20 protein-coding genes are annotated in these 22,917 nt (G+C 61.8%); 10 read left to right on the top strand and 10 right to left on the bottom strand.

Translation table 11 applies throughout. The features are described from left to right. Positions 1 to 101: 101 nt before the first annotated feature. Positions 102 to 821: a sterol desaturase family protein gene (locus BM269_RS17600; RefSeq protein ID WP_090439607.1), complete on the top strand. Its 720-nt coding sequence runs from the start codon at positions 102 to 104 to the stop codon at positions 819 to 821. Here BM269_RS17600 and BM269_RS17595 read toward each other — a convergent pair whose 3' ends face one another. Beyond that, positions 822 to 1,787 (bottom strand): cyclase family protein, encoded by a 966-nt coding sequence (locus tag BM269_RS17595; RefSeq protein ID WP_170860409.1) that lies wholly within the window; start codon positions 1,785 to 1,787, stop codon positions 822 to 824. A gap of 96 nt (positions 1,788 to 1,883) precedes the next feature. Here BM269_RS17595 and BM269_RS17590 point away from each other — a divergent pair, with 96 nt between their 5' ends. Next, positions 1,884 to 2,777, top strand: coding sequence for a LysR family transcriptional regulator (locus BM269_RS17590; protein ID WP_090439601.1), 894 nt, complete (start codon positions 1,884 to 1,886; stop codon positions 2,775 to 2,777). On the opposite strand, the gene BM269_RS17585 is transcribed toward BM269_RS17590, so the two are convergent. The 9 genes from BM269_RS17585 to BM269_RS17545 all read right to left on the bottom strand — a co-directional run bounded on the left by BM269_RS17585 (position 2,774) and on the right by BM269_RS17545 (position 15,105). Further along, complete coding sequence (locus BM269_RS17585; protein ID WP_090439598.1) at positions 2,774 to 3,988, bottom strand: 6-phosphofructokinase; 1,215 nt, start codon at positions 3,986 to 3,988, stop codon at positions 2,774 to 2,776. The genes BM269_RS17590 and BM269_RS17585 overlap by 4 nt on opposite strands. A 42-nt stretch (positions 3,989 to 4,030) precedes the next feature. After that, the gene (locus BM269_RS17580) at positions 4,031 to 6,031 is read right to left on the bottom strand and encodes an alpha/beta hydrolase family protein (RefSeq protein ID WP_090439595.1); all 2,001 of its coding nucleotides are present in this window, start codon (positions 6,029 to 6,031) and stop codon (positions 4,031 to 4,033) included. Next, positions 6,018 to 7,997: an alpha/beta hydrolase family protein gene (locus BM269_RS17575; protein ID WP_090439592.1), complete on the bottom strand. Its 1,980-nt coding sequence runs from the start codon at positions 7,995 to 7,997 to the stop codon at positions 6,018 to 6,020. The genes BM269_RS17580 and BM269_RS17575 overlap by 14 nt, the downstream gene beginning before the upstream one ends. Then, on the bottom strand, positions 7,994 to 9,994 hold the full coding sequence (locus BM269_RS17570) for an alpha/beta hydrolase family protein (RefSeq protein ID WP_090439589.1): 2,001 nt from the start codon (positions 9,992 to 9,994) through the stop codon (positions 7,994 to 7,996). Before BM269_RS17570 ends, BM269_RS17575 begins: the two co-directional genes overlap by 4 nt. A 124-nt stretch (positions 9,995 to 10,118) precedes the next feature. Then, the gene (locus BM269_RS17565; protein WP_090439586.1) at positions 10,119 to 10,565 is read right to left on the bottom strand and encodes a DUF4124 domain-containing protein; all 447 of its coding nucleotides are present in this window, start codon (positions 10,563 to 10,565) and stop codon (positions 10,119 to 10,121) included. A 56-nt stretch (positions 10,566 to 10,621) separates the two neighbouring features. Continuing rightward, positions 10,622 to 12,658 (bottom strand): sodium:solute symporter family protein, encoded by a 2,037-nt coding sequence (locus BM269_RS17560; protein WP_090439583.1) that lies wholly within the window; start codon positions 12,656 to 12,658, stop codon positions 10,622 to 10,624. After that, positions 12,655 to 12,906 (bottom strand): DUF4212 domain-containing protein, encoded by a 252-nt coding sequence (locus tag BM269_RS29850; RefSeq protein ID WP_255372310.1) that lies wholly within the window; start codon positions 12,904 to 12,906, stop codon positions 12,655 to 12,657. The genes BM269_RS17560 and BM269_RS29850 overlap by 4 nt, the downstream gene beginning before the upstream one ends. Next, the gene (locus BM269_RS17550) at positions 12,899 to 14,416 is read right to left on the bottom strand and encodes a sensor histidine kinase (protein WP_229204693.1); all 1,518 of its coding nucleotides are present in this window, start codon (positions 14,414 to 14,416) and stop codon (positions 12,899 to 12,901) included. Before BM269_RS17550 ends, BM269_RS29850 begins: the two co-directional genes overlap by 8 nt. After that, the gene (locus BM269_RS17545) at positions 14,413 to 15,105 is read right to left on the bottom strand and encodes a response regulator (protein WP_090439577.1); all 693 of its coding nucleotides are present in this window, start codon (positions 15,103 to 15,105) and stop codon (positions 14,413 to 14,415) included. The genes BM269_RS17550 and BM269_RS17545 overlap by 4 nt, the downstream gene beginning before the upstream one ends. Before the next feature lie 131 nt (positions 15,106 to 15,236). On the opposite strand from BM269_RS17545, the gene recA reads away from it, so the two are divergent. The 8 genes from recA (at position 15,237) to BM269_RS17505 (ending at position 22,748) form a co-directional block, all read left to right on the top strand. Then, entirely contained in the window at positions 15,237 to 16,316 is a 1,080-nt protein-coding gene (gene recA, locus BM269_RS17540; RefSeq protein WP_090439574.1) for a recombinase RecA, read from the top strand. A 110-nt stretch (positions 16,317 to 16,426) separates the two neighbouring features. Then, positions 16,427 to 16,885 carry a recombination regulator RecX gene (gene recX, locus BM269_RS17535; protein WP_090439571.1) on the top strand — a complete coding sequence of 153 codons (459 nt, stop codon included), beginning with the start codon at positions 16,427 to 16,429 and terminating at the stop codon, positions 16,883 to 16,885. A 50-nt stretch (positions 16,886 to 16,935) separates the two neighbouring features. Further along, a complete protein-coding gene (locus BM269_RS17530) occupies positions 16,936 to 18,519 on the top strand; it encodes a phosphoethanolamine transferase (RefSeq protein ID WP_139232777.1) in 1,584 nt (527 codons plus the stop codon). 152 nt (positions 18,520 to 18,671) lie between these two features. Further along, positions 18,672 to 19,238 carry a DUF2889 domain-containing protein gene (locus tag BM269_RS17525; protein WP_090439564.1) on the top strand — a complete coding sequence of 189 codons (567 nt, stop codon included), beginning with the start codon at positions 18,672 to 18,674 and terminating at the stop codon, positions 19,236 to 19,238. 58 nt (positions 19,239 to 19,296) lie between these two features. Beyond that, complete coding sequence (gene sucC, locus BM269_RS17520) at positions 19,297 to 20,463, top strand: ADP-forming succinate--CoA ligase subunit beta (protein WP_090439561.1); 1,167 nt, start codon at positions 19,297 to 19,299, stop codon at positions 20,461 to 20,463. A gap of 13 nt (positions 20,464 to 20,476) precedes the next feature. Next, a complete protein-coding gene (gene sucD, locus BM269_RS17515) occupies positions 20,477 to 21,358 on the top strand; it encodes a succinate--CoA ligase subunit alpha (RefSeq protein ID WP_055933947.1) in 882 nt (293 codons plus the stop codon). 63 nt (positions 21,359 to 21,421) lie between these two features. Further along, positions 21,422 to 22,069, top strand: a complete 648-nt coding sequence (locus tag BM269_RS17510; RefSeq protein WP_090439558.1) for an FHA domain-containing protein — start codon at positions 21,422 to 21,424, stop codon at positions 22,067 to 22,069. A gap of 190 nt (positions 22,070 to 22,259) precedes the next feature. Then, the gene (locus tag BM269_RS17505) at positions 22,260 to 22,748 is read left to right on the top strand and encodes a pilin (RefSeq protein ID WP_090439555.1); all 489 of its coding nucleotides are present in this window, start codon (positions 22,260 to 22,262) and stop codon (positions 22,746 to 22,748) included. Positions 22,749 to 22,917: the final 169 nt, after the last annotated feature.

Below are 22,917 nucleotides of genomic sequence, written 5' to 3'. Positions count from 1 at the left end.
ATATGCCGGCCGTATCTAAATCCGATACCAGGGGGATTTTCTTAGGCACAGGCTGTGCCCCGGCGCGATGATCTCGTCCTTGCCCATCGAAAGGACTCGCCATGCTCGCCACTATCTTCATCGTCTTTGCCGCCTGTTTTGTACTGGAGCGCCTGCGGCCCGGATGGAAACTGCCCCAGGTCCGCACCTGGCCGCTGCGCGTGCTTGCCATCAACGCCATACAACTCGGCGTAGTCCTGCTGGCCGGCGTGAGCTGGGAACGCTGGACTTCGCAATCCTCGCTGCTGCACCTGTCCGACCATATGGGGCCGGTGGCTGGCGGCCTGCTGGCCTATTTCATCGCCACCTTCGTGTTCTATTGGTGGCACAGGGTGCGCCACGAATCGGATCTGCTGTGGCGCCTGTTCCACCAGATCCACCACAGCCCGCAGCGCATCGAAGTCATCACCTCTTTCTACAAGCACCCCGGCGAGATGATCGTCAACTCGATCATCGGCAGCCTGCTGGTGTACGCCTTCCTTGGCCTGTCGCCGGAAGCGGGCGCGGTCTACACCCTGTGCACCGCGCTCGGTGAATTCTTCTACCACACCAGCGTCACCACGCCGCGCTGGGTCGGCTGGTTCTTCCAGCGCCCCGAGATGCACCGCATCCACCACCAGTACGGCCGCCACAAGAACAACTACGGCGACATCGTATGGTGGGACATGCTGTTCGGTACGTACGAAAACCCGGCAAGGTTCGAAGCCACCTGCGGTTTCGATCCCGACAAGGAAGAACGCCTGGTGGACATGCTGGCCTACCGCGACGTCCACCAGGATTGATCAGCGCAGCGGCAGCGCGATCGGCCGCATCGGCGCCGCGTCCGCGCCGCGCAGTTTCAACGACGCGCCGATAAAGGCGAATTCATACACCTTGTCGCGCGCCAGTTCTTCCAGGTTGACCAGTTCCATGATCGGCACGCCGTGTTCGGCCAACAGGTAAGTGTGGACCGGGATGTAGTTGTCCTTGGCCTCGGAAGGGAAGGACTCGAAGCTCAGGTTGTCCGCGCCCACCACCATCGCGCCATGCTGCTCCACCAGGAAGCGCGCCGCATCCAGGCCCATGCCCGGCGGGTTCTGCATGAAAGCCTGCGCCTTCTCGAACTGCTGCATGCGCCCTGTGCGGATCAGCACCACGTCGCCTTTCTGAAGCTGCACCTTCTGCCTGGCCAAAGCCGCGGCCAAGTCCTTGCCGGTCACACGGTAGTTATCCGGCAGCATGGAAACACCCTTGGCCGCCGCCACGTCGATCAGCACGCCGCGCGCCACGATCGGCGGCAGCTTCTCCGCGCCGGCCACCTTCCAGCCACGGTCGCCCAGGTGCTCGGACGCCTTGAAGCCGTTCCAGATCTTGCCGTTCAAGCCGAAGTGGTTCAGCGCGTCGATATGGGTGCCCATGTGCGCATACATCGAGATGGCGCTGCCCGAATAGCTGACGTGCTGGTTCATGGCCTTGCCGGTTTCCATCGGGTCGGACAGCACATTGCCGTGCGGCGTATGCGTCATCCACATCAGGTAAGGCGGGTCGCCGGCCGCCTGCCAGCTGGGCATGCCGACGAAATAATCGACCGACAGGTCGTAAGCGCGGCCGCCGCTGATGCGGGCCAGGATGGCTGCGCTGGAGGCTGGGGTGACCAGGTTCAGGCGGCCGATTTCATCCTGCGGGCCCCAAGGGCTGGTGCCCGGCTCGGCAGCCACGGCATGGGCGGACAGCAGCAGGGCGGCAAGGCTGGTTGCAAGTTTCATCATGGTTCCTTGTAAAAATGTCAGTGAAGCCAGCATATTTGATTCTGCTACTAAGATAATCTGGCGTTTCTGATAAAGACTTTTTACCCGGAGGATCGAATGGACAAGCTGGCGGCGATGCACGCCTTTCGCCGCGTGGTCGAGCGCGGCAGCTTCAGCAAGGCGGCCGAGGAACTGGGCCTGTCGCCGGCAGGCATCGGCAAGCAGGTGCGCTGGCTCGAGCAGGGCTTGCAGGCGGCGCTGCTGTTGCGCACCACGCGTACCATGCGCCTGACCGACACCGGCCGCGCCTACTTCCAGGAATGCTGCCGCCTGCTCGACGAGCTTGAAGAACTGGAGCGCAGTACCAGCGGCGAGCAGGCCGCCATGAAAGGACGGGTACGCATCAACGCCCCGATGTCGCTCAGCCTGACGGTGTTGTCGCCGCTGCTGGCGCGCTTCATGGACCAATACCCCGATGTCGACGTCGAACTCACCATGGCCGACCGCTTGCTCGACGTGGTGGCGGAAGGATTCGACCTGTCGCTGCGCGTGCGCACCACGCTGCCCGATTCCTCGCTGGTGGTGCGCTCCGCCGGCAAGGTGGAGCAGTGGCTGTGCGCTGCGCCCAGCTACTTGCGCCGGCACGGCGCACCGCAGGCGCCGCACGACTTGCTGGCGCACCGCGCATTGGCCTTCCGCCTGGCCGAAGCGCCGGGCCTGTGGCGGCTGGAAGGGGAGGGCGGCATGGTCGAAATCGAGCCGCCGGTGCGCATGTGGCTGGACAACAGCCTGATGCTGGGCCAGATGCTGGCCGCCGGCCAGGGCATCGGTTCGCTGCCGTCCTTCATCGCACGGCCCATGTTGGCGCAGGGCACGCTGGAACGCGTGCTGCCGGGCTGGCATCTGCAGCCGCGCATCGCCTACATCGTCTACCCCGGCAACCGCCACCTGCAGACCAAGGTGCGCGCCTTGTCCGATTTTCTGGCGGCGGAACTGCCGGCGCTGTTCTAACGTTTGAGGATCTTCGGCACGGGCGCCGGGCGCAGGCGGAAAGCGTCGGGCATGCCGGAACCGAGCAAGGGGCGCAGGTACATGCGGAAGGCATCGGTCACGCCGGTGCCCTTCTCGTCGATGAATTCGTCTTCCATGGTGCGCGTCTTGCCGGCCACCGCTTCCAGCGGCAGCAGCGCATAGTCGGCCGAATAGAAGCCGGTGCGCTTGATCGCCACCGAGCCATTGCGCTCGCCCCACATGGCGAATTGCACGGCCTTCTCGCCGACCTCGCGCGCTTCGCGCTGGTCCACATCCGACACGCAGCCGATGAAGGAGCGCTGCAGGTAGCCGAAGGTGTCGCCGCGCACGCGCTTGATGCCCAGCTTGTCCTTGATCTCGTCGCACAGCAGGTCGGCCAGCGCACCGGTGCCGGACAGCTGCACATTGCCGTGCGCGTCGCGTTCCACTTCCTTGGCCAGCAAGGTGGCGATCGGCGCGCCGGAGGCATCGTGGATGCCTTCCGATACCGCCACCACGCAGCGGCCGTAGCGCGCATAGGTATCCTTCACATCGGCCAGGAACTGCTCGATCGAGAACACGCGCTCCGGCAGGTAGATCAGGTGCGGCCCATCGTCCGGAAACTTCTTGCCCAGCGCCGAAGCGGCTGTCAGGAAGCCGGCGTGGCGCCCCATCACCACGCCCACGTACACGCCCGGCAGCGAGGCATTATCGAGGTTGGCGCCGGCAAAGGCCTGCGCCACGAAGCGCGCCGCGGACGGAAAGCCCGGCGTATGGTCGTTGCCCACCAGGTCGTTGTCGATGGTCTTGGGGATGTGGATGGCGCGCAGCGGATAGCCGGCAGCCTGCGCCTGTTCGGCCACGATGCGCACCGTGTCCGATGAATCGTTGCCGCCGATGTAGAAGAAGTGTTCGATCTCGTGCGCCTTCAGCACCTTGAAGATCTCTTCGCAGTACTTCAGGTCAGGCTTGTCGCGCGTGGAGCCGAGGGCGGAGGAGGGCGTGGCGGCCACCAGTTCCAGGTTATGGCTGGTCTCCTGCGTCAGGTCGACGAATTCCTCGTTGACGATGCCGCGCACGCCGTGCAGTGCACCGTAGATGCGCGTCACATTGCGGAAGCGGCGCGCTTCGAGCACGACGCCGACCAGCGACTGGTTGATCACGGCGGTGGGACCGCCCCCTTGTGCGACCAGGATCTTGCCAGACGACATCGCGCTGCCTCCTTCGAAGTGAGTGACGGACGAGCCGCCAGCTTACTCCGTTTTTGCCGCCGCGCCGATATGCTTGTCGAGGAATTTCTCGACCCGGGTCCAGAAGTCGATGCGGTTTTTGGCCAGCTTCAGGCTGTGGCCCTCGTCATCGTATTCGGTGAATTCAACTTTCCTGTTATATGCGCGAACTTCGCGCAAAAAGAGCTTGCCGTGCACGATCGGAACGCGGTGGTCGGAGTCGCCGTAACCCATCAGGATAGGCCGCCTGATTCGTTGTGCTTGCTCGAGCGGGGAAGTCGCTTTAAGTTGCGCTGCATCCTTTTCCAGATCTCCTACAAGCAGCGGCATGCCATATTGCTTCCACTCTGCGGGTAAATCCGAAGTGTATAACCAGTGCCCGGTGTACAGCAGTTCGATGTCGGTCACACCTGCCCAATTAACGGCGCATTGGAAAATATCGGGGTCCTTCAAAACACCCATCAATGCAGCGTAGCCGCCATAGCTTGCCCCTGCAATGCATATCCTTCGGCTGTCGGCGTAGCCGTTGTCCACGGCCCAACGGGCACCATCTGCGAGATCATCCTGCATCTTCAGCCCCCACTGCTTCCAGCCAGCCTTGAAGTGCTTGGTTCCGAAGCCAGTCGAGCCACGGAAGAAGGGTTCCAGCACGACGTAGCCTCTTGAAGCCAGAAATTGGGATTCGGGATTCCAGCCCCATTTGCTACCGCGATGGTACGGTCCGCCATGAACCAGGACGACCAGCGGCGACTTGGACCCTACAGACTTTTGTGGCAAGGTGAGTAGCGCGGGGATCTGCATGCCGTCCCGAGCTTTATAGGCGACCATTGTCTGCTTTGCTTGCGTGGCCGGATCGATCTGGGATAACTGCTGTCCCACTTTGACCAACTGGCGCACGTCCTTGCGATATGCATAGTAGGCCGGCGGTTGGCGGTCAGAGTACGAATATATGAGAACGTTTTTGCTGCTGGCTTCTTTGGCCGGCGTTATCAGGTTAACCGTATTCGGCAACAGCTTGTCGATGTCGGCTTGCAAGGCCTTTAGTTCGGCATCGAACCACATATTGCCATCGCCTTCGGTGGTATATCGCATTCCGAGTAGCTTGCCATCACGGATGAACAACTCACCGTCAAAATCATAGCCGTCAAGCTCAATCAAAGGCTCACCCAGCTTCATGGTGGCAAGGTCCAGCGCCCTGACCATTGCCTTATCATCTATCGGGCTGGTGACATAGAGCAGGTTATCACTTGCGAATGCCAGCGGCCGGACGAACAGCGGGCTGTTATCGGGGCCTTTGGCAGCCAGTACCTCCCATTTGCCGGCCTCCCTCCGTAAATAAGGAATCATTGATCCCTGCAAGCGCGTAAGCGCGATACGTGGCTCGCCATGCTGGTCAAGCACCCAGCCGATCGGGTCTGCAGATGGAATATTCGCCCAAGCAGCCTCGCCAGTGACCACGTTCAGCTTTTTGAGGTCGACGGTTCCCGTGAATATGCCGGCTTCCTTGTCGACGTTGCGATGTTCAACATAAATGAACTCCGAGTTTTGTGCCCCGGGTTGTTTAAGCAAATAGGTATTCCAAGGCAGTTTCCCCCACTCCTTCCAGCCTCGAGCCGCAAGCTGGAGAGGTTTGCTACCGTCCCGATTGACGGCGAATAGTCCCGCGGCAGCTTCGATGACGCCGACAGGAATATTCTTGTTCCCGGCAGTCAAAACAAGGCGTTCGTCATTCGCCCACTGGAATTCGCTGACATCATCCAACGCAAAGTGCGCAGCCACATTGGCTTTTAGCGTTTCAAGATCGATGACAACCAGGCGGTCATGCTCGGTCGCATGGCTGACGATCGCAGCAAGGTATTTGCCGCTGGGCGAAAGTGCTGCCTGTACGAAGTCCGGATTCGCAAAGAAAGCAGATACCGGCGCAATCTGCGGCTTGGCTGGCGCGTCCTGTTGCGCCACCGCTCCCGATGCGGTCAGCACGAGCAGTGACGCCAGCAGGGCTCTGGCTACTTTACTGATTGGCATTCGGTCCAATATGCTTGTCGAGGAATTTTTCGACCCGGCCCCAGAAGTCCAGGCGGGTCTTCAGCGTACTCCAGCCGTGGCCTTCACCGACGTATTCAATGAATTCGGCATCGGCCTTGGCATCCGTTAAGGCGCTACGGAGCTTGTTGTAATGCGGGACGGGAACGCGACGGTCATCGGTGCCGTGCGCCAGCAGCAGCGGGCGCTTGATGCGGGCGGCCTGCTGGAGCGGCGAAGTGGCGATGAACTGCGCTGCGTCCTTTTCCAGGTCGCCCACCAGCACCGGCACGCCGTAGGCCTTGTAGTCGGAAGGCAGGTCGGACAGCACGGCCATGCCGCTGGAGTACTGCAGCGGGATGTCGGTGACGGCAGCGTAGGCAATGCCGCAGCGGTACAGGCTTGGATCGTTGATCAGGCCCATCAGGGTAGCGTAGCCGCCATAGCTGCCGCCCATGATGCAGATACGGGCAGGATCGGCGATGCCTTTTTCCACCGCCCACTTGACGCTGTCGGCGATATCGTGCTGCATTTTCAGGCCCCATTGTTTCAGCCCGGCGTCGAACAGCTTCATGCCGTAGCCGGTCGAGCCGCGGAATTCCGGCGCCAATACAGCGTAGCCGCGCGAAGCCAGGAACTGGCTCTCGGCATTCCAGCCCCATTCGTTGCCGCGCACATAAGGACCGCCGTGCACCAGCACCACCATCGGCAGCTTCTTGCCCTCTTTGGCGGGCAGGGTCAGCCAGGCCGGCACTTCCAGGCCATCGCGGGCGCGGTACTTGACGAAGTCCTGGCGCCCCATCTCGCTGGACTTGATGTCGGGACGCGCGCTGCCCAGGCCCTTCAGCTCGTGGGTCTTGCTGTTGTACACGGAATAGAAGCGCGGCTGGCGGTCCGAGTAGCTCACTACCAGCAGCCAGTCGGTTTCCGGCTGCGTTGGCGGGGTGATGATGTTGACCATGCCGCCCAGTTGCTTGTCGACCTCCGCCTGGGCCGCTTTCAGGGCCGGATCGAACCAGGCGCTGGAACGGGCGTCGGCCAGATAGTGCAGGCCCACCAGGCGCTTCTTCGAGTACACCATGCTGCCGTTGAAGTCGAAGTCCGCCATTGCTACTAGCGGACTCGGATCGAGCTTGCCGGTGCCAAGGTTCATCAGGTACAGCGCAGCCTTGTCGCCCTTCATGCGCGTTTTGACCAGCAGGTGTTTGTCGTCATAGAAACCGATCGGGGCGATGGCATCCATGTCGCTGCCGTAGGCCGCCTGCGTGGCGATCTCGCGCCACTCCCCATCGGCGTTGCGGTAATAGATGGTTTCCCTGCCGTCCTTGGCGGCAACCAGGATGGAGGGCTCGCCCTTATGGTCCAGCATCCAGCCTTCAGCGTTGCCGGGATGGCTCAGCGTGACGCTTTGTCCGGTCGCGGTGTTCAGCTTGACCAGTTCGGTGCGCTCGATTTCATAGCCGGCCCGTTCCGACCAGATGGGGCGTTCAACGTATACCGTGTCGGAATCTTGCGCACCTTCCTCGTCCATCAGGAAGGTATTCCACGGCTCCAGGCGCGACTTGATATGGCTGCCGGTGCCGGAGCCACTGAACCGATGCTCGGCCAACTGACGGTTTTCCTTGCCGTCGCGGCTCATGGCGTACAGGCCCGGTGCGAAGCGCTTGTCGCCGGTGGCGACTGTGCTGTCGGCGACCGTGTACAGCAGGCGATTATCGTTGACCCAGCGGATGGTGCCGACGTCATAGTCGGCAAGGCGTCCACCGCCCACCACTTTCAATGACTCGTTATCGAACACCAGCACCGAGTCGCGGGCCTCGTTGCTGCCAACGCGCAAGGCCAGGTAGCGCCCGCTCGGCGACAGTTTGGCATCCTTGTAGTGGGCGGATTCGAAGAATTGCTGCACCGGCGGTGCTGCATGGGCCAGGCCGGCCATGGTGGCCAGTCCGGCCAGGAAGTATTTGATCATTTTGGTTCTAGTGGTTGTCCAATTTGGCGGTCGAGGAAGCGCTCCACGCGGCTCCAGAAGTCGATGCGGTTGGCTGGCACATGGAAGCCGTGGCCTTCCGTCTCGTACTCCACCCACTCGACTTGCCGGTTGTTGCTGCGTATCGCATCGCGCAGGCGGGTACCGTGCACCAGCGGCACACGCAGGTCGGCGCCGCCGTATGCCATCAGCAGTGGCTGGGTGATGCGGTGGGCCTGCTCAATTGGCGAGGTGGCCTTGAAACGCTCGGCGTCCTTGACCGGGTCGCCGATCAGCTCGGGCATGCCGTAACGGCGCCAGGTTTCGCTGGCATCGTCGCGGTACATCCAGTGGCCGGTGAACAGCAGCTTGATGTCAGTGACGCCGACCCAGTTGATGCCGCAGCGGTACAGGCCAGGGTCGTTGACCAGTCCCATCAGCGTGGCGTAGCCGCCGTAGCTGGCGCCGGCGATGCAGATGCGTTGCGGGTCCGCATAGCCCGTGGCGATGGCCCATTTGGTGGCGTCGGCGATATCGTCCTGCATCTTCAGGCCCCACTGCTTCCAGCCCGAGAGGAAGTGGCGCCGGCCATAGCCGGTGCTGCCGCGGAATTCCGGCTCCAGCACGGCATAGCCGCGCGAGGCCAGGAATTGCACTTCCGGCTTCCAGCCCCAGGTCGTGCCGCGTGTGTACGGCCCGCCATGCACCAGCACCACCATCGGCAATTTCTTCGCCTCCTTCTGCGGCGGCAGCGTCAACATGGTCGGCACCTCCTGGCCATCGCGCGCCACGATGCGCACCTGTTCCTGCTGGCCCATCTGGTCCGGAACGATGCCGGAGTAGGTGTCACCGACCTTGTTCAGCTTTTTGGTGCTGCGATCGAACACGTAGTAGCTGGCTGGGCGGATGTCGGAGAAGGCGCGCACCAGCACGTTCTGGGCTTGCAGGTCGGTTGGCAGGTCGAGCATGTTGACGGTCTGCGGCAGCAGCTTGTCGACGTCGGCTTGCAGCGCCTGCAGCGCAGGGTCGAACCATTGCGTGCCTTCGCCATCCTGCAGGTAGTGCACGCCGACCAGTTTTCCTCCGCGCATGACAAGGCGGCCACCGAAGTCGAAGCCTTCCAGCGTGATCAGGGGCTTGTCGTCCATCTTGCCGCTTGCCAGGTCGAGGCGGAAAATGGAGGCTTTGTCGGCGCCTCGGTTGGTCCTGACGTACAGGGTGTTGTCGGCCCCGAAGGCCACCGGGTCCATGGCGTTGGCGTCAGGCGTGAAGGCCTTGAAGCTGGCGAGCGTGCGCCATGGCGCGCTTTCGTCGTCACGCACCTTGATTTCAACGACGTCCTTGTTGAGCATGTAGGCCAGGCGCGCGCGGCCTTCCTGGTCCAGCAGCCAGGCCACGACATCGCCGGGGCGCTCTACCAGTTGGCTGCGGCCGGTGACCGTGTTTACGCGTAACAGCCTGACGTCGCTCACCGTTTCCTTGCCGTTGAACTGCAGATCCTGCACATAGGTCCATTCGGATTCGGGCAGGCCGGCCTGGCGGTGCATCACGGTGTGCCATGGCAGCAGATCGCGCTGCGCCGAGCTTTGCTTGAAGCCTTGTCCGCGGCGCGAGGCAAGCTGCTTGAAGCGGGCGCCGTCGCGGTCGACCGCGTACAGGCCGGGCGCGTACATCGCATCACCCTGAGCCGCCTGGCGGTCATTGGTATCGAACACCAGGCGCTGCTCGTTTACCCATTTGACGTTGGCGATATCGGTATCGCTGAAGTGGGCCACGATCTGGATCTTTTGCGTGGCCAGGTCGACCACGGCAAGCATATTGCGCTTGCCCTTGGCGCCAACCTTGGCGGCGACGTGCTTGCCGCTCGGCGAGATGATGGCCCCGCTGAAATCCGGGTTTTCAAAGAAGGCTTCCACCGATGGTGGCGCCACCGCTGCTACGGCGGCCGGCGCGGCGGCCAGCCCGAGCGAAATCGCGAGGGTAAGGGAAAAGATTTTCATGGGAATCGAATGTTACTGGATTGGCAAGAGAAAAAACTAGCCAAATGTCACTTACGTTGATTCCGGTGTGCCAGTGTGGCGAGCTTGCGACAACACCCCGCAACTGCGCGCATACCGGCCAGTGCTAGCAGGTAAACGGTTGGCACCCAAGAAAGCGCTCCCGCTCGCGCCTTGCCAGCACCCCTTGCCGCGCCGTCTCCCGATCCTTCGCCTCTTGCCTGGCCCGCGCTTCGATGGCCCATCGCTCCCGGTCGGCGCGGGCCTGCGCGGCCTTCTGTTCCTGATCGGCGTACATCCGTTCGCGTTCTGCCGCGCGGACCTTGAAATGCTCATTGGCGCGCTTGAGCTTCTCCGCGTCCGCTTCCGCCTTTTGCGCGACCTCTGCGTCCCTTAGCGGCGGCCTGACATCCAGCGTGCTCGCCTTGCCTTGCCCGGCGCAGGGCTGGTCGGTGAAGGTGACTTTGCCGCTTGCGCCAGTACACTTGTACATCGTATCGGCGCCGGCGCTGCCGGCGAATCCCGCCGCGGCGGCAAAGATCGTGATCGAGAGAGTAAGGTTCAACTTCTTCATGGGGGCGTATCGTAGCGGAGCGGCAGGCCGCAAATGTCCTCGGATTGTCACCTGTACTATTCCGGTGTCCGGATATGGCGCACCAGCGACAAGGCGCGCGCGTCGGGGGCCGGCGTGAGCAGGCTGGCCACCAGCAGCGCAGCAAAGCCGGCCGGCACGCCGAATACGCCGGCCGAATTGGCGGCGATGCCGAACCACTGTCCGCTGATGCTGCCGCCCAGTACCGGATTGGCATGCAGCATGTAGTACAGGCAGGTAAAGAAGCCGGCCACCATCGCTGCGATCGCGCCCTGGTGGTTGGCGCGCTGCCAGAACACGCCCGCCACCAGGGCCGGGAACAGGGTCGATGCGGCGAGCGAGAAGGCGGCGCCCACCAGCGACAGGATGTCGCCCGGCTTGGTCGAGGCGGCATAGGCTGCGATGAAGGCCACCGCCAGCAACAGCAGCTTGGAGATCGTCACGCGTTTCTGGGTCGACGCTTCCGGGTCGACGATCTTGTAATACACGTCGTGCGACAGCGCGTTGGAGATCGCCAGCAGCAGGCCGTCCGCCGTGGAAAGCGCAGCGGCCAGGCCGCCGGCGGCCACCAGCCCGGACACGACATAAGGCAGCCCCGCGATCTCCGGCGTGGCCAGCACCAGCACGTCGCTGTCGATCTGGATTTCGGCCAGTTGCACGATGCCGTCCAGGTTGATGTCGCTGATCGACAGCAGCGGGTTGGCCTTGTCCACGTTGGCCCAGTAGGAGACCCAGGTCGGCAAGTGCGCGAAATCGCTGCCCACCAGGGAACTGTAGATGTCGTACTTGACCAGCACCGCCAGCGCCGGAATGGTCAGGTACACCAGCAGGATGAAGAACAGGGTCCAGAATACCGACACGCGCGTCTCCTGCACCGATGGCGTGGTGTAGGAGCGCATCAGGATGTGCGGCAGCGCAGCCGTGCCCATCATCAGGCAGAACACCAGCGCCAGGAAGTTGTTGCGCTTCTGGTTCGACTGCGCGCGATCGGTGCCGGGGAAGGGTTCGGCATGCTTGACCAGTTCGCGCCCACGCGCCAGGTTGTAGTTGCGCTGCGCGGTCCATGCGGCGGCGGCATCCTCCACCGTCTTGGGATAGTCGGCCAGGGCCCGTTCGGCGGCGCGGATTTCCAGCAGCGAACCGTTGCGCTGCTTGACCATGTCGAGGTTGTGCTGCGCTTCGACCCGGCCCGAATCCCAGGATGCGGGCAGGCCATGCAGGCGCACGCCGAAATCCTCGGCGCGCTGCAGGAATACCTCGCGCACCTCCGCTTCCTTGGTGTCGTGCGCCAGTTGCGTCTCGCGTGCGCTGAGCTTGGGCAGCAGCTTGCCGTAGGCGACCTGCGGCACCGGGTTGCCGCCATGCTTGACCGCCAGCCACATGGCCGGCATCAGGAACGCCACCAGGATGATGATGTACTGCGCCACCTGGGTCCAGGTGATCGCCCGCATGCCGCCCAGGAAGGAGCACACCAGGATCGACGCCAGCCCGAGGAAGATGCCGACCGAGAAATCGACGCCGGTGAAGCGCGAGGCGATCAGCCCTACCGCGTAGATCTGCGCCACCACGTAAGTGAAGGAAACGATGATGGTGGCGCCAACCGCCATCAGCCGCACCGCGCGCCCGTTGAAGCCGCCGCCGTAGCGCGCAGCGAAAAAGTCGGGGATGGTGTATTGGCCGAACTTGCGCAGGTAGGGCCCGATCAGCAGCGCCACCAGGCAGTAGCCGCCGGTCCAGCCCATGATGTAGGCCAGGCCGTCGAAGCCGTGCAGGTACAGGCCGCCCGCCAGGGAGATGAAGGACGCGGCGGAAATCCAGTCGGCCGCCGTGGCCATGCCGTTGAACAGCGAAGGCACGCGCCGCCCCGCCACGTAATACTCCGCCACGTTCGAGGTGCGGCTGATCACGCCGATCGCCGCGTACAGGATGATGGTGGCGAACATGAACAGGTAGCCGATCCACAAGCGCGGCATGCCTTCCTTCTCCAGCATCGCCAACGCGAGCAGAAACATGGCGAAGCAGCCGGTGAAGATCATGTAATAACGCTGCAGCTTGCGGAAGAAGGGTGTCCTCATGCCGCGTCCTCGCTGCGGTACAGGCGCTCCAGTGCGCGCATGCGCCAGGCGTAGAAGCCGATGATGGCCAGGTAGATCAGCGAAGCACCTTGCGCTGCCAGGTAGAACGACAGCGGCCAGCCGAAGATCGACAGGCCGCTCAACTCGCGCGCGAAGAAAACGATGCAGAAGGTGGTCAGCAGCCAGGTGGCCAGCAGCCAGCCTGTCATGCGGCGTACACGGCGCCAGTGGCGCTCGATCTTATCCAAAATGCGGTACCTCTTCTTCTTCGGGCGGCGCGTCCGGCACGCGCAGCGGGAACGTGACGCGGAACAGGCAGCCCGGATATTTCGGGTCGGTGGTGCGCGGGTTGGCGAACAGGTCGACTTCCGCATCGTGCTGCTGCGCCACTTCGCGCACGATCGGCAGGCCCAGGCCGGAACCTTCGGTATTGCTGCCCAGGATGCGGTAGAAGCGTTCGAACACGTGGCCGCGCTCCGCCGCGGGGATGCCGGGACCATTGTCTTCCACCTCGAGCAGGGCATGCCTGCCGGTGCGGCGCACGCGCACCGTGACCGCGCCTGCGCGCGGCGTGTAGCGCAAGGCATTGTCGATCAGGTTGGACAGCATTTCGCGCAGCATCATCGAATTGCCGGAAATCGGCACCTCTTCATGCGGCGGCTCGTAGCCGAGGTCGATGCCGTAGTTGAACGAGGCCTGCACCCAGTCGTGCACCGTGTTGCGCGCCACGTCCCCGAGCTGCAACGGCTCCATCGCGGTGCCGGCCTGTGGCTGGTTCTCGGCGCGCGCCAGGGCCAGCAACTGGTTGACCAGGCGCGTGGCCGCCTCCGACGACTTGGCCAACTGCTCCAGCGAGCGGTGCACCTCGGCCTGGTCGGTCTGGCGCAGCGCCAGTTCCGACTGCGTGCGCATGCCGGCCAACGGGGTTTTCATCTGGTGCGCGGCATCGGCGATGAAGCGCTTCTGCGAATCGATCGACAGCTTCAGGCGCTCCAGCATTTCATTGAGCGACTTGACCAGCGGCGTGATTTCCTCCGGCACCTGGCGCGGCGGGATCGGGCTCAGGTCGTCGGAAGGGCGGGCGCGGATGCGCTCCTGCAGCTCGCGCAGCGGCAAGAGGCCGCGCGACAGGGCGAACCATACCAGGGCCAGCACGATGGGCAGGATGATGAACTGCGGCAGGATCACGCCCTTGATGATTTCATTGGCCAGCTTGGCGCGCTTTTCCAGGGTTTCGCCGACCTGCACCAGCGCCAGGCGCGGCGGCAGCGCCTTGTCTTCTTCCATATTGACCCAGGTGTAGGCGATGCGGATCGGCGTGCCGTGCAGGTTGGCGTTGCGGAAAATGACTTCGCCCGAGCGGAATTCCTGCAGCTCCGGGTCATGCCTGGGTGGCGGCGGCAGGTCGCGGTCGCCATCCACGTAGCTGCCGCTGGGGGCGCTGATCTGGTAATAGATATTGTCGACGTCGTCGGCGCGCAGGATGTCGCGCGCCGGTCCGGGCAGGCGGGGAATCGCGCCGGCCACCTCGCGCACCTGCTGCGTCAGCACGGTGACGGTGTCTTCCAGCGCATGGTCGAAGGGCTGGTTGGCAATGGACTTGGCCACCAGGTAGGTGATGGCGATGCTCATCGGCCAGAGCAACAGCAGGGGAGCGAGCATCCAGTCGAGGATCTCGCCGAACAGCGAGTGCTGGATCTCGTTCTCTTCGGCGGCCGGGGCGTGGTCCCAGTCGGCGGCCTGCTGCTTGCCGTTCACGTTGCAGCCGGCGCTTGCGGCGGGTTGAATTTCTCCAGGCAGTAACCGAGGCCGCGCACCGTGGCGATGCGGATGCCGCCCACTTCGATCTTCTTGCGCAGGCGGTGCACGTATACCTCGATGGCGTTGTTGCTGACCTCTTCGCCCCACTCGCACAAATGGTCCACCAACTGCTCCTTGGACACCAGGCGGCCGGTGCGCGCCAGCAGGATTTCCAGCAGGCCCAGTTCGCGCGCCGACAAATCCAGCATCTGCTCATTGATGTAGGCGCTGCGCCCGACCTGGTCGTAAGTGAGGGGGCCATGCTTGACGACGGTGGAGCCGCCGCCCTGGCCGCGCCGGGTCAGGGCGCGCACCCGCGCTTCCAGTTCGGACAGCGCGAAAGGCTTGGCCATGTAATCGTCGGCGCCCAGGTCGAGGCCGTTGACCCGCTGCTCCACCGAATCGGCTGCGGTCAGGATCAGCACCGGCAGCAGCGAGCCGCGCGTGCGCAGGCGGCGCAGCACCTCCAGTCCGGACAGCTTGGGCAGGCCCAGGTCCAGGATCAGCAGGTCGAATTCCTGGGTGGACAAGGCCGTGTCCGCCTCCTGCCCGTTTTTTACGCAATCGATCGCATAGCCGGACTGGCGCAGGGAGCGCGTCAGGCCGTCCGCGAGGACGCTGTCATCTTCGGCTAATAGGATACGCATAAGCTAACTGTAACCACCTCTTTGATAAATCGCAAAGTTTGCAAAAAGGGGCTTGTCAAAAGCACTGTAATTTTATACAGTATCACCTGTACATACGTAGTGACCCAACTTATCTAGCGCGAAAGAACATCATGGACGACAAAAAAGGAGCAGTACCGGCATCGGAAAAAGCCAAGGCCCTGGCCGCGGCGCTGGCCCAGATTGAAAAGCAGTTTGGTAAAGGCTCCGTGATGCGCATGGATGCCTCGGCCCCGATCGAGGAAGTGCAAACTGTCTCCACCGGTTCCCTGGGTCTGGATATCGCGCTGGGCGTAGGCGGCCTGCCACGCGGCCGTGTCGTGGAAATCTACGGTCCTGAATCTTCCGGTAAAACCACCCTGACCCTGCAATCCATCGCCGAAATGCAGAAACTGGGCGGCACCTGCGCCTTCATCGACGCGGAACACGCGCTGGACGTGACCTACGCGCAAAAGCTGGGCGTCAACCTGCACGAACTGCTGATCTCCCAGCCGGACACCGGCGAACAAGCCCTGGAAATCTGCGATGCGCTGGTACGCTCCGGTTCCGTGGACCTGATCGTGGTCGACTCCGTCGCGGCGCTGACCCCGAAAGCTGAAATCGAAGGCGATATGGGCGACTCGCTGCCGGGCCTGCAGGCGCGACTGATGTCCCAGGCGCTGCGCAAGCTGACCGGCACCATCAACCGCACCAACACCCTGGTGATCTTCATTAACCAGATCCGTATGAAGATCGGCGTGATGTTCGGCTCGCCGGAAACCACCACCGGCGGCAACGCGCTGAAATTTTACGCCTCCGTGCGCCTCGACATCCGTCGTACCGGCTCGATCAAGTCGGGCGACGAGGTGATTGGTAACGAGACCAAGGTCAAGGTCGTCAAGAACAAGATCGCGCCGCCATTCAAGGAAGCCCACTTCGACATCCTGTACGGAGAAGGCACTTCGCGTGAAGGCGAGATCATCGACCTGGGCGTGGAAGCCAAGATCGTTGAGAAGTCGGGTTCCTGGTACAGCTACGGCGGCGAGCGTATCGGCCAGGGCAAGGACAATGCCCGTACCTTCCTCAAGGAGCGTCCAGCCCTGGCGCGCGAAATCGAGAACAAGGTGCGTGCCGCGCTGGGCGTGCGTGAGCTGCCAGCGGTGACGGCTGATGGCGATGAAGCGCCGGCTCCCAAGCTGAAGGCAGTCGACTAAACCGGTAAGTCTGGGTCAGACCCGAGGGTCAGACCCGTCTGATCCTCGGCCCGTGACTCCGGCACGCGGGTCTGACCCTTGGGTCAGACCCTGGTTTACCGGTTTAAAAGATGCCCCTCCCCAAACCCACCCTAAAAGCCCGCGCCCTTCGCCTGCTCAGCCAGCGCGAGCACAGCCGCCTCGAACTCGCCCGCAAGCTGCGGCGCCACGCGGAAGAGGGCGACGACGTCGAAGCCCTCCTGAATTTCCTCGAACAAAACAAATGGCTCTCTGAAGAGCGCTTCTCCGAAAACCTGGTACACCGTCGTTCCGCCCGCTACGGCAACAGCCGCATCGTGGCTGAACTGCAGCACCACGGCATCGGCGGCGAGATGCTGGCCGAAGTCAAGGAAAGCCTGAAAGAAGACGAAGTCGAGCGCTGCTGCGAGGTCTGGCGCCGCAAATTCGGCGAAGTGGCCGCCGATCCCGAAGGCCGCCAGAAGCAACTGCGCTTCCTCATGTCGCGCGGCTTCTCGCAGAAAGCCATCCGCACCGCCATGAAGGGCACCATGCCCGATGACTACGATTAGCTGCAAGGCCTGCGCTAGAATTGCGGAATTTTTCTTGTACAGGGTTGCTGATGCGTCGTGAATTCCTGAAGGCTGGCATGCTCGGCCTGTGGCTGCTGCTGCCCAGCTTGGCGGTGTTGTTGACGGATCATTTGACATCGGTGAGCGATGCCGTCGGATTACTGGTCTTTGCCCTGTTTGTGTTGGCGGCACCGCTGGTGCTGCTGCCGCGCGTGCGTACCTACTTTCTGCTGTGGACGCCGTTGTCGGCATTGGCCGTCCTGTATTGCTATCTGACGCTGACATTTCGCAGCGTGCCCGGAGATGCGCTGGTACAGTCGGCGCTGAACACTGGCCTGGGCATGTCGTGGCAGGTTGTGTCCGCGTTCGGATGGCGGGTGTGGCTATTGCCAGCCAGCCTGGTCGCTTATGCAGCGTTGGCATGCTCCATCGACCCTGCCTGGCGGCTCTCGGCATCCGCCCGAAAGGGCCTGCTGGCGCTGCTTTTGGTGCCAGCCATGTTGCTGCTGGTCGCCCGTCAAGCGTTGCCCCAGCACTTTCAGCTGCCGCCGGTGTTCGAGCATGGGACGGCAAACCTGGCCTTTCCCAGCGGCCTGGCAATGTCGCTGGCGCGCCAGGCTCATTTGAGGAACAAAACCTATGCCAGCGTGCGTGGCCGTGCCACGAATCCGGCGACCCCGCTATTGGTGGTGCTGGTGGTTGGCGAGAGCTTGCGCGCCGACCATTTGCCGTGGAACGGCTATACGCGCAACACCATGCCCCTGTTGCAGGCGATGGGGCCGGACATCATTAATTTTGGCGACGTGGCCAGTACGGCCAATTGGACGTTTGCTGCCTTTCCCGCGATCGTGATGCGGGAACGGGGCGAAGTGGAGTTCAATCTCGCGCAGACGTTCCGTGAGGCGGGTTTCCGGAACGCCTGGATTTCGAATCAGGAACCGGTTCCGTACAGCCTCGGCTCGCATGTGATGGAGCATGCGACCGGCACCCAGGACTACCACTTCCGGACCGACGCCAACCTGCTGCCCATGTTCACTTCCTTTGTGCGCCAAGCGGGGCCGCGCCAGTTTGTGTTGCTGCATATGAATGGCAGCCACTTCCCCTACGAAGAGCGGTATGGCATCGAGTCCAAGGTGTATGCCCCCACGCTGGCAGACCTGGGGGGGAAGATGCCGGCCTTGCAGGACAAGGCCGCCGCCATCAATTCCTACGACAATACCATTGTCGAATCCGACCGCTTCCTGGCGCGTGTGATCGAGGTGTTGAAAAAAGAAGGCCGGCCGGCCGTGCTGTTGTTCACTTCCGACCACGGAGAAAACCTGTTCGATGATGAACGCCAGTTGATCCTGCATTCGCGTTCCGGCGCAACGCGCTACGATGCCCACGTGCCCATGCTGGCATGGATGAACGAGTCCTACCGTGCGGCATTTCCAACGCAAGCGGCCGCGTTGCGCGCCAACCAGGCGCGCAAGATCAGCCACGTCAATGTGTTTCCCACGGTGTTGGAGCTCGCCGGCGTCGAGTGGGACGGCCGGGATTCGTCGGAAAGTTTTGCCTCGCCCACCTTCCGTGAGCATAGGCGCCGTGTGCGCATCGACCTGACTCGCTGGGAGGATTATGACGGCCTTCAGTGAGGCGGGCGGTGGGCGAAGTGTCCCTGCTGGCCCAGTTGTGCTAAACTTTTGCAGTTTTATGCAGCACCGCAGGTGCGGTGGTTGTCCGTAGAAGCTGCGGCGTACTGATTAGCTGCTTATAATTTTGGCCACTTTTGAGTGGCATCGGTCTTATGTCCCTGTCAAATCCAGTCTCCCGACGTGCGCTGCGGCATACGCGCGCCATAGACGTCCAGGCGTATTCACGCGAGGATGGCCTGTGGGATCTTGACGCCCATATCACGGACATCAAATCATTCGACACCATGCTGGCAACCGGTCCACGCAAGGGCAATGAAGCCCTGCACGACCTGTGGCTGCGCGTGACCGTCGATAAGCAGCTGACCATCGTCGATGCCGAAGCAAGTTCGGACGCCGTTCCTTATCCTGGCCATTGCGACACCATTGGTCCAGCCTATACAGCCTTGATCGGCCTGAACCTGACGAAGGGTTTTCGCCATGCAGTCAAGGAAAGGCTGGCCGGTGTGCACGGCTGTACCCACCTGACAGAATTGGCCCTGGTGCTGCCGACGGCAGCCATGCAAGCCTTTGCCAACGACGTCTGGCCGGTGAACGAGCGTTCCAGCACTGCGACAGAGAAACCGTTCCAACTTGACAAGTGCCACGCCCTCAAGACCGATGGCGGGGCAGTTGCCGAGTTTTACCCACGCTGGTACGTCAACAAGACGGACGCAGCCTAGGTGCTGTACAAAATACATCTAACCAACAAACAGGTATTCGAAAGAAGGGAAAGCCAGCATGAAAATCCATGAGTATCAAGGCAAAGAGATCCTCCGAAAATTCGGAGTGACCGTACCGCGCGGCATCCCATGCATGTCCGTGGAAGAAGCAGTGAAAGCTGCCGAAACCCTGGGCGGCCCAGTATGGGTCGTGAAAGCGCAGATCCATGCCGGTGGCCGTGGTAAAGGCGGCGGCGTGAAAGTAGCCAAGTCGCTGGAACAGGTCAAGGAATACGCCGACCAGATCATGGGCATGCAACTGGTGACCCACCAGACCGGCCCTGAAGGCCAGAAAGTCCGCCGCCTGATGATCGAAGAAGGCGCCGACATCAAGAAAGAACTGTACGTTTCCCTGGTGACCGACCGCGTCACCCAGCGCGTTGTCCTGATGGCTTCCTCCGAAGGCGGCATGGACATCGAAGAAGTCGCTGAAAAGCACCCGGAACTGATCCACAACGTCGTGATCGATCCAGCTGTTGGCCTGACCGACGCTGATGCTGCCGACGTCTCCCGCAAAATCGGCGTGCCGGAAGCCTCCATCGCCGACGCGGTGACCAACCTGCAAGGCCTGTACAAAGCCTACTGGGATACCGACGCATCCCTGGCCGAAATCAACCCGCTGATCCTGACCGGTTCCGGCAAGGTCATCGCACTGGACGCCAAGTTCAACTTCGACGCCAACGCCCTGTTCCGTCACCCGGAGATCGTGGCTTACCGCGACCTGGACGAAGAAGATCCAGCTGAAGTCGAAGCATCGAAATTCGACCTGGCCTACATCTCCCTGGACGGCAACATCGGCTGCCTGGTGAACGGCGCCGGCCTGGCCATGGCAACCATGGACACCATCAAGCTGTTCGGCGGCGAGCCAGCCAACTTCCTGGACGTGGGCGGTGGCGCAACGGCCGAGAAAGTGACCGAAGCGTTCAAGATCATGCTGAAGAACCCGGAACTGAAAGCGATCCTGGTCAACATCTTCGGCGGCATCATGCGCTGCGACGTGATCGCCGAAGGCGTGATCACCGCATCCAAGGCAGTGTCCCTGCAAGTACCGCTGGTGGTCCGCATGAAGGGCACCAACGAAGACCTGGGCAAGAAGATGCTGGCCGACTCCGGCCTGCCAATCATCGCCGCTGACACCATGGAAGATGCAGCCAAGGCCGTTGTTGCTGCCGCTGCCGGTAAATAATTAAGGAATCACTATGTCTATCCTGATCAATAAAGACACCAAAGTCATCACCCAGGGCATCACCGGCAAAACCGGCCAGTTCCACACCCGCATGTGCCGCGACTACGCGAACGGCCGTGAAGCATTCGTTGCCGGCGTGAACCCGAAGAAAGCTGGCGAAGACTTCGAAGGCATCCCGATCTACGCATCCGTCAAGGAAGCGGCTTCGGAAACCGGCGCGACCGTTTCCGTGATCTACGTTCCGCCAGCAGGCGCAGCCGCTGCGATCTGGGAAGCCGTGGAAGCTGACCTGGACCTGGCCATCTGCATCACCGAAGGCATCCCGGTGCGCGACATGATGGAAATCAAAGACCGCATGGCCAAAGCCGGTTCCAAGACCCTGCTGCTGGGCCCGAACTGCCCAGGCCTGATCACCCCGGACGAAATCAAGATCGGCATCATGCCTGGCCACATCCACAAGAAGGGCCGTATCGGCGTGGTTTCCCGTTCCGGCACCCTGACCTATGAAGCAGTCGGCCAGCTGACCGCACTGGGCCTGGGCCAGTCTTCCGCAGTGGGTATCGGCGGCGACCCGATCAACGGCCTGAAGCACATCGACGTGATGCGCATGTTCAACGACGATCCTGACACCGACGCTGTGATCATGATCGGCGAAATCGGCGGTCCGGACGAAGCCAACGCCGCTCGTTGGATCAAGGACAACATGAAGAAGCCAGTGGTTGGCTTCATCGCCGGTGTCACCGCTCCTCCAGGCAAGCGCATGGGCCACGCCGGCGCGCTGATCTCTGGCGGCGCCGACACCGCGCAAGCCAAACTGGAAATCATGGAAGCCTGCGGTATCAAGGTTACCAAGAACCCTTCCGAAATGGCTCGTCTGTTGAAGGCAATGCTGTAATAGTAGCTGTATGATAACGGGGAGCTTCGGCTCCCCGTTTTTGTTTACCCGGAGGATATCGATTTGGCAAAACTACTCGTGATGCGAGAAGGTGTAATTGAGCAGACGGTGCAGCTCACCAAGGAGCGCATGACCGTCGGCCGCCATAAGCATAACGACATTGTCCTGAACCACGGGGCGGTGAGTGGCGAACATGCCCTCATTACGACCATCCTGGACGACTCCTTCCTGGAAGACCTGCAAAGCACAAATGGTACATTTGTGAATGGCCACCGCATCGGCAAGCACTTCCTGCAGCACAAGGACGTGATCAAGATGGCCAAGTACCACCTCGAATTCGTCAGCGACGGCATCCGCCCGCTTGCTGCGGCCGCAGCCACCATCCCGGCCATGCCTGTCCCACCCTCGGCCTCGATCCCTGCCGCGCCAAACACCCAGTTCGCCGAACTGCCCCTGGCTCATATAGAAGTCCTGAATGGCACCAACGCCGGCAAAACGCTGAGCCTGACCAAGCCCGTCACCAGCCTCGGCCGCCCTGGTGTACAGGTGGTGGTGATCACCCGTGCCCCTGAAGGCTATTCCGTCGCCCACGTCGAAGGCGACAAGTCCCCCTTGCTGAACGGCGACCCCATGCCGCGCCAACCGCACCCGCTGAATGCTGGCGACATCCTCGACCTTAGCGGGATCCTGATGGCATTCCGCGTCAGCTGACGATATTTGTCAGCACCGTGGACAATTTTTAGTTTCCCTTTGACAAAAACCGTCAACTAACCGATCTTCAGTTGACAAAAAATGGTCGATTTCCCCTGGGTTTTGCACTAAAGTGGGCTGGCACGGCTATTGCTCTACTGTCTTTGCCTCAACACACTGAGCAATTTTTAAAATCTTAGGGACTAGTTAAATGAAATCGATGAAAATGATTAAGAAACAAGCGCAAGCTGGCTTCACCCTGATCGAACTGATGATTGTTGTTGCAATTATCGGTATCCTGGCTGCTGTTGCAATCCCAGCATACTCGGACTACACCGCTAAAGCTAAGATCGCCAACGCGATCACCGCTGCTGACTCGATCAAAACCGCAGTTTCCGTGTGCATCCAAGAAGCAGGCGGCGTGAAAGATAAGTGCGACGCAGGCTCGAACGGCATCACCAAAACTGACGACTTCAAGAAAACCAAAGAAGTTGCTAACCTGGCATCTGTTACCGCCGGCGCGATCACCATCACCCTGGCCACTGGCATTTCCAAAGAAGCTGACGGCAAGACCATCACCTTCACCCCTGTTGTCACTGGCAATGATTCGACCGTGAAGTGGGCCATGAGCACCAACATCACCGAGGCAAATGCACCAGCCGTCTACGCAGCAATCATGAAGAACAACGTAGGTACCTAATATACCTGTGTAGTTAAGACGAAAATGCCCCGCGAAAGCGGGGCATTTTCTTTTCTGGGTCTAGAAGGTTGAGTGTAAGCGTAAAGCCAGCGCCGTCTGGACGTAAGAATCGCTCCCAGCCATGATCGAATTTTGGCACAGCAGTTGTGCCCACAAATTCAATTATGGA

Source organism: Duganella sp. CF458, from assembly GCF_900113115.1.
GTDB lineage: Bacteria > Pseudomonadota > Gammaproteobacteria > Burkholderiales > Burkholderiaceae_D > Rugamonas.
This window is presented reverse-complemented; position numbering and strand designations above follow the sequence as displayed.

What these genes read in the sequence shown, in the direction of transcription:
- BM269_RS17600 (WP_090439607.1), top strand. Translation starts at nt 102, where the DNA reads ATGCTCGCCACTATCTTCATCGTCTTTGCCGCCTGTTTTGTACTGGAG.
- BM269_RS17595 (WP_170860409.1), bottom strand. Translation starts at nt 1,787, where the DNA reads ATGATGAAACTTGCAACCAGCCTTGCCGCCCTGCTGCTGTCCGCCCAT.
- BM269_RS17590 (WP_090439601.1), top strand. Translation starts at nt 1,884, where the DNA reads ATGGACAAGCTGGCGGCGATGCACGCCTTTCGCCGCGTGGTCGAGCGC.
- BM269_RS17585 (WP_090439598.1), bottom strand. Translation starts at nt 3,988, where the DNA reads ATGTCGTCTGGCAAGATCCTGGTCGCACAAGGGGGCGGTCCCACCGCC.
- BM269_RS17580 (WP_090439595.1), bottom strand. Translation starts at nt 6,031, where the DNA reads ATGCCAATCAGTAAAGTAGCCAGAGCCCTGCTGGCGTCACTGCTCGTG.
- BM269_RS17575 (WP_090439592.1), bottom strand. Translation starts at nt 7,997, where the DNA reads ATGATCAAATACTTCCTGGCCGGACTGGCCACCATGGCCGGCCTGGCC.
- BM269_RS17570 (WP_090439589.1), bottom strand. Translation starts at nt 9,994, where the DNA reads ATGAAAATCTTTTCCCTTACCCTCGCGATTTCGCTCGGGCTGGCCGCC.
- BM269_RS17565 (WP_090439586.1), bottom strand. Translation starts at nt 10,565, where the DNA reads ATGAAGAAGTTGAACCTTACTCTCTCGATCACGATCTTTGCCGCCGCG.
- BM269_RS17560 (WP_090439583.1), bottom strand. Translation starts at nt 12,658, where the DNA reads ATGAGGACACCCTTCTTCCGCAAGCTGCAGCGTTATTACATGATCTTC.
- BM269_RS17545 (WP_090439577.1), bottom strand. Translation starts at nt 15,105, where the DNA reads ATGCGTATCCTATTAGCCGAAGATGACAGCGTCCTCGCGGACGGCCTG.
- recA (WP_090439574.1), top strand. Translation starts at nt 15,237, where the DNA reads ATGGACGACAAAAAAGGAGCAGTACCGGCATCGGAAAAAGCCAAGGCC.
- recX (WP_090439571.1), top strand. Translation starts at nt 16,427, where the DNA reads ATGCCCCTCCCCAAACCCACCCTAAAAGCCCGCGCCCTTCGCCTGCTC.
- BM269_RS17530 (WP_139232777.1), top strand. Translation starts at nt 16,936, where the DNA reads ATGCGTCGTGAATTCCTGAAGGCTGGCATGCTCGGCCTGTGGCTGCTG.
- BM269_RS17525 (WP_090439564.1), top strand. Translation starts at nt 18,672, where the DNA reads ATGTCCCTGTCAAATCCAGTCTCCCGACGTGCGCTGCGGCATACGCGC.
- sucC (WP_090439561.1), top strand. Translation starts at nt 19,297, where the DNA reads ATGAAAATCCATGAGTATCAAGGCAAAGAGATCCTCCGAAAATTCGGA.
- sucD (WP_055933947.1), top strand. Translation starts at nt 20,477, where the DNA reads ATGTCTATCCTGATCAATAAAGACACCAAAGTCATCACCCAGGGCATC.
- BM269_RS17505 (WP_090439555.1), top strand. Translation starts at nt 22,260, where the DNA reads ATGAAATCGATGAAAATGATTAAGAAACAAGCGCAAGCTGGCTTCACC.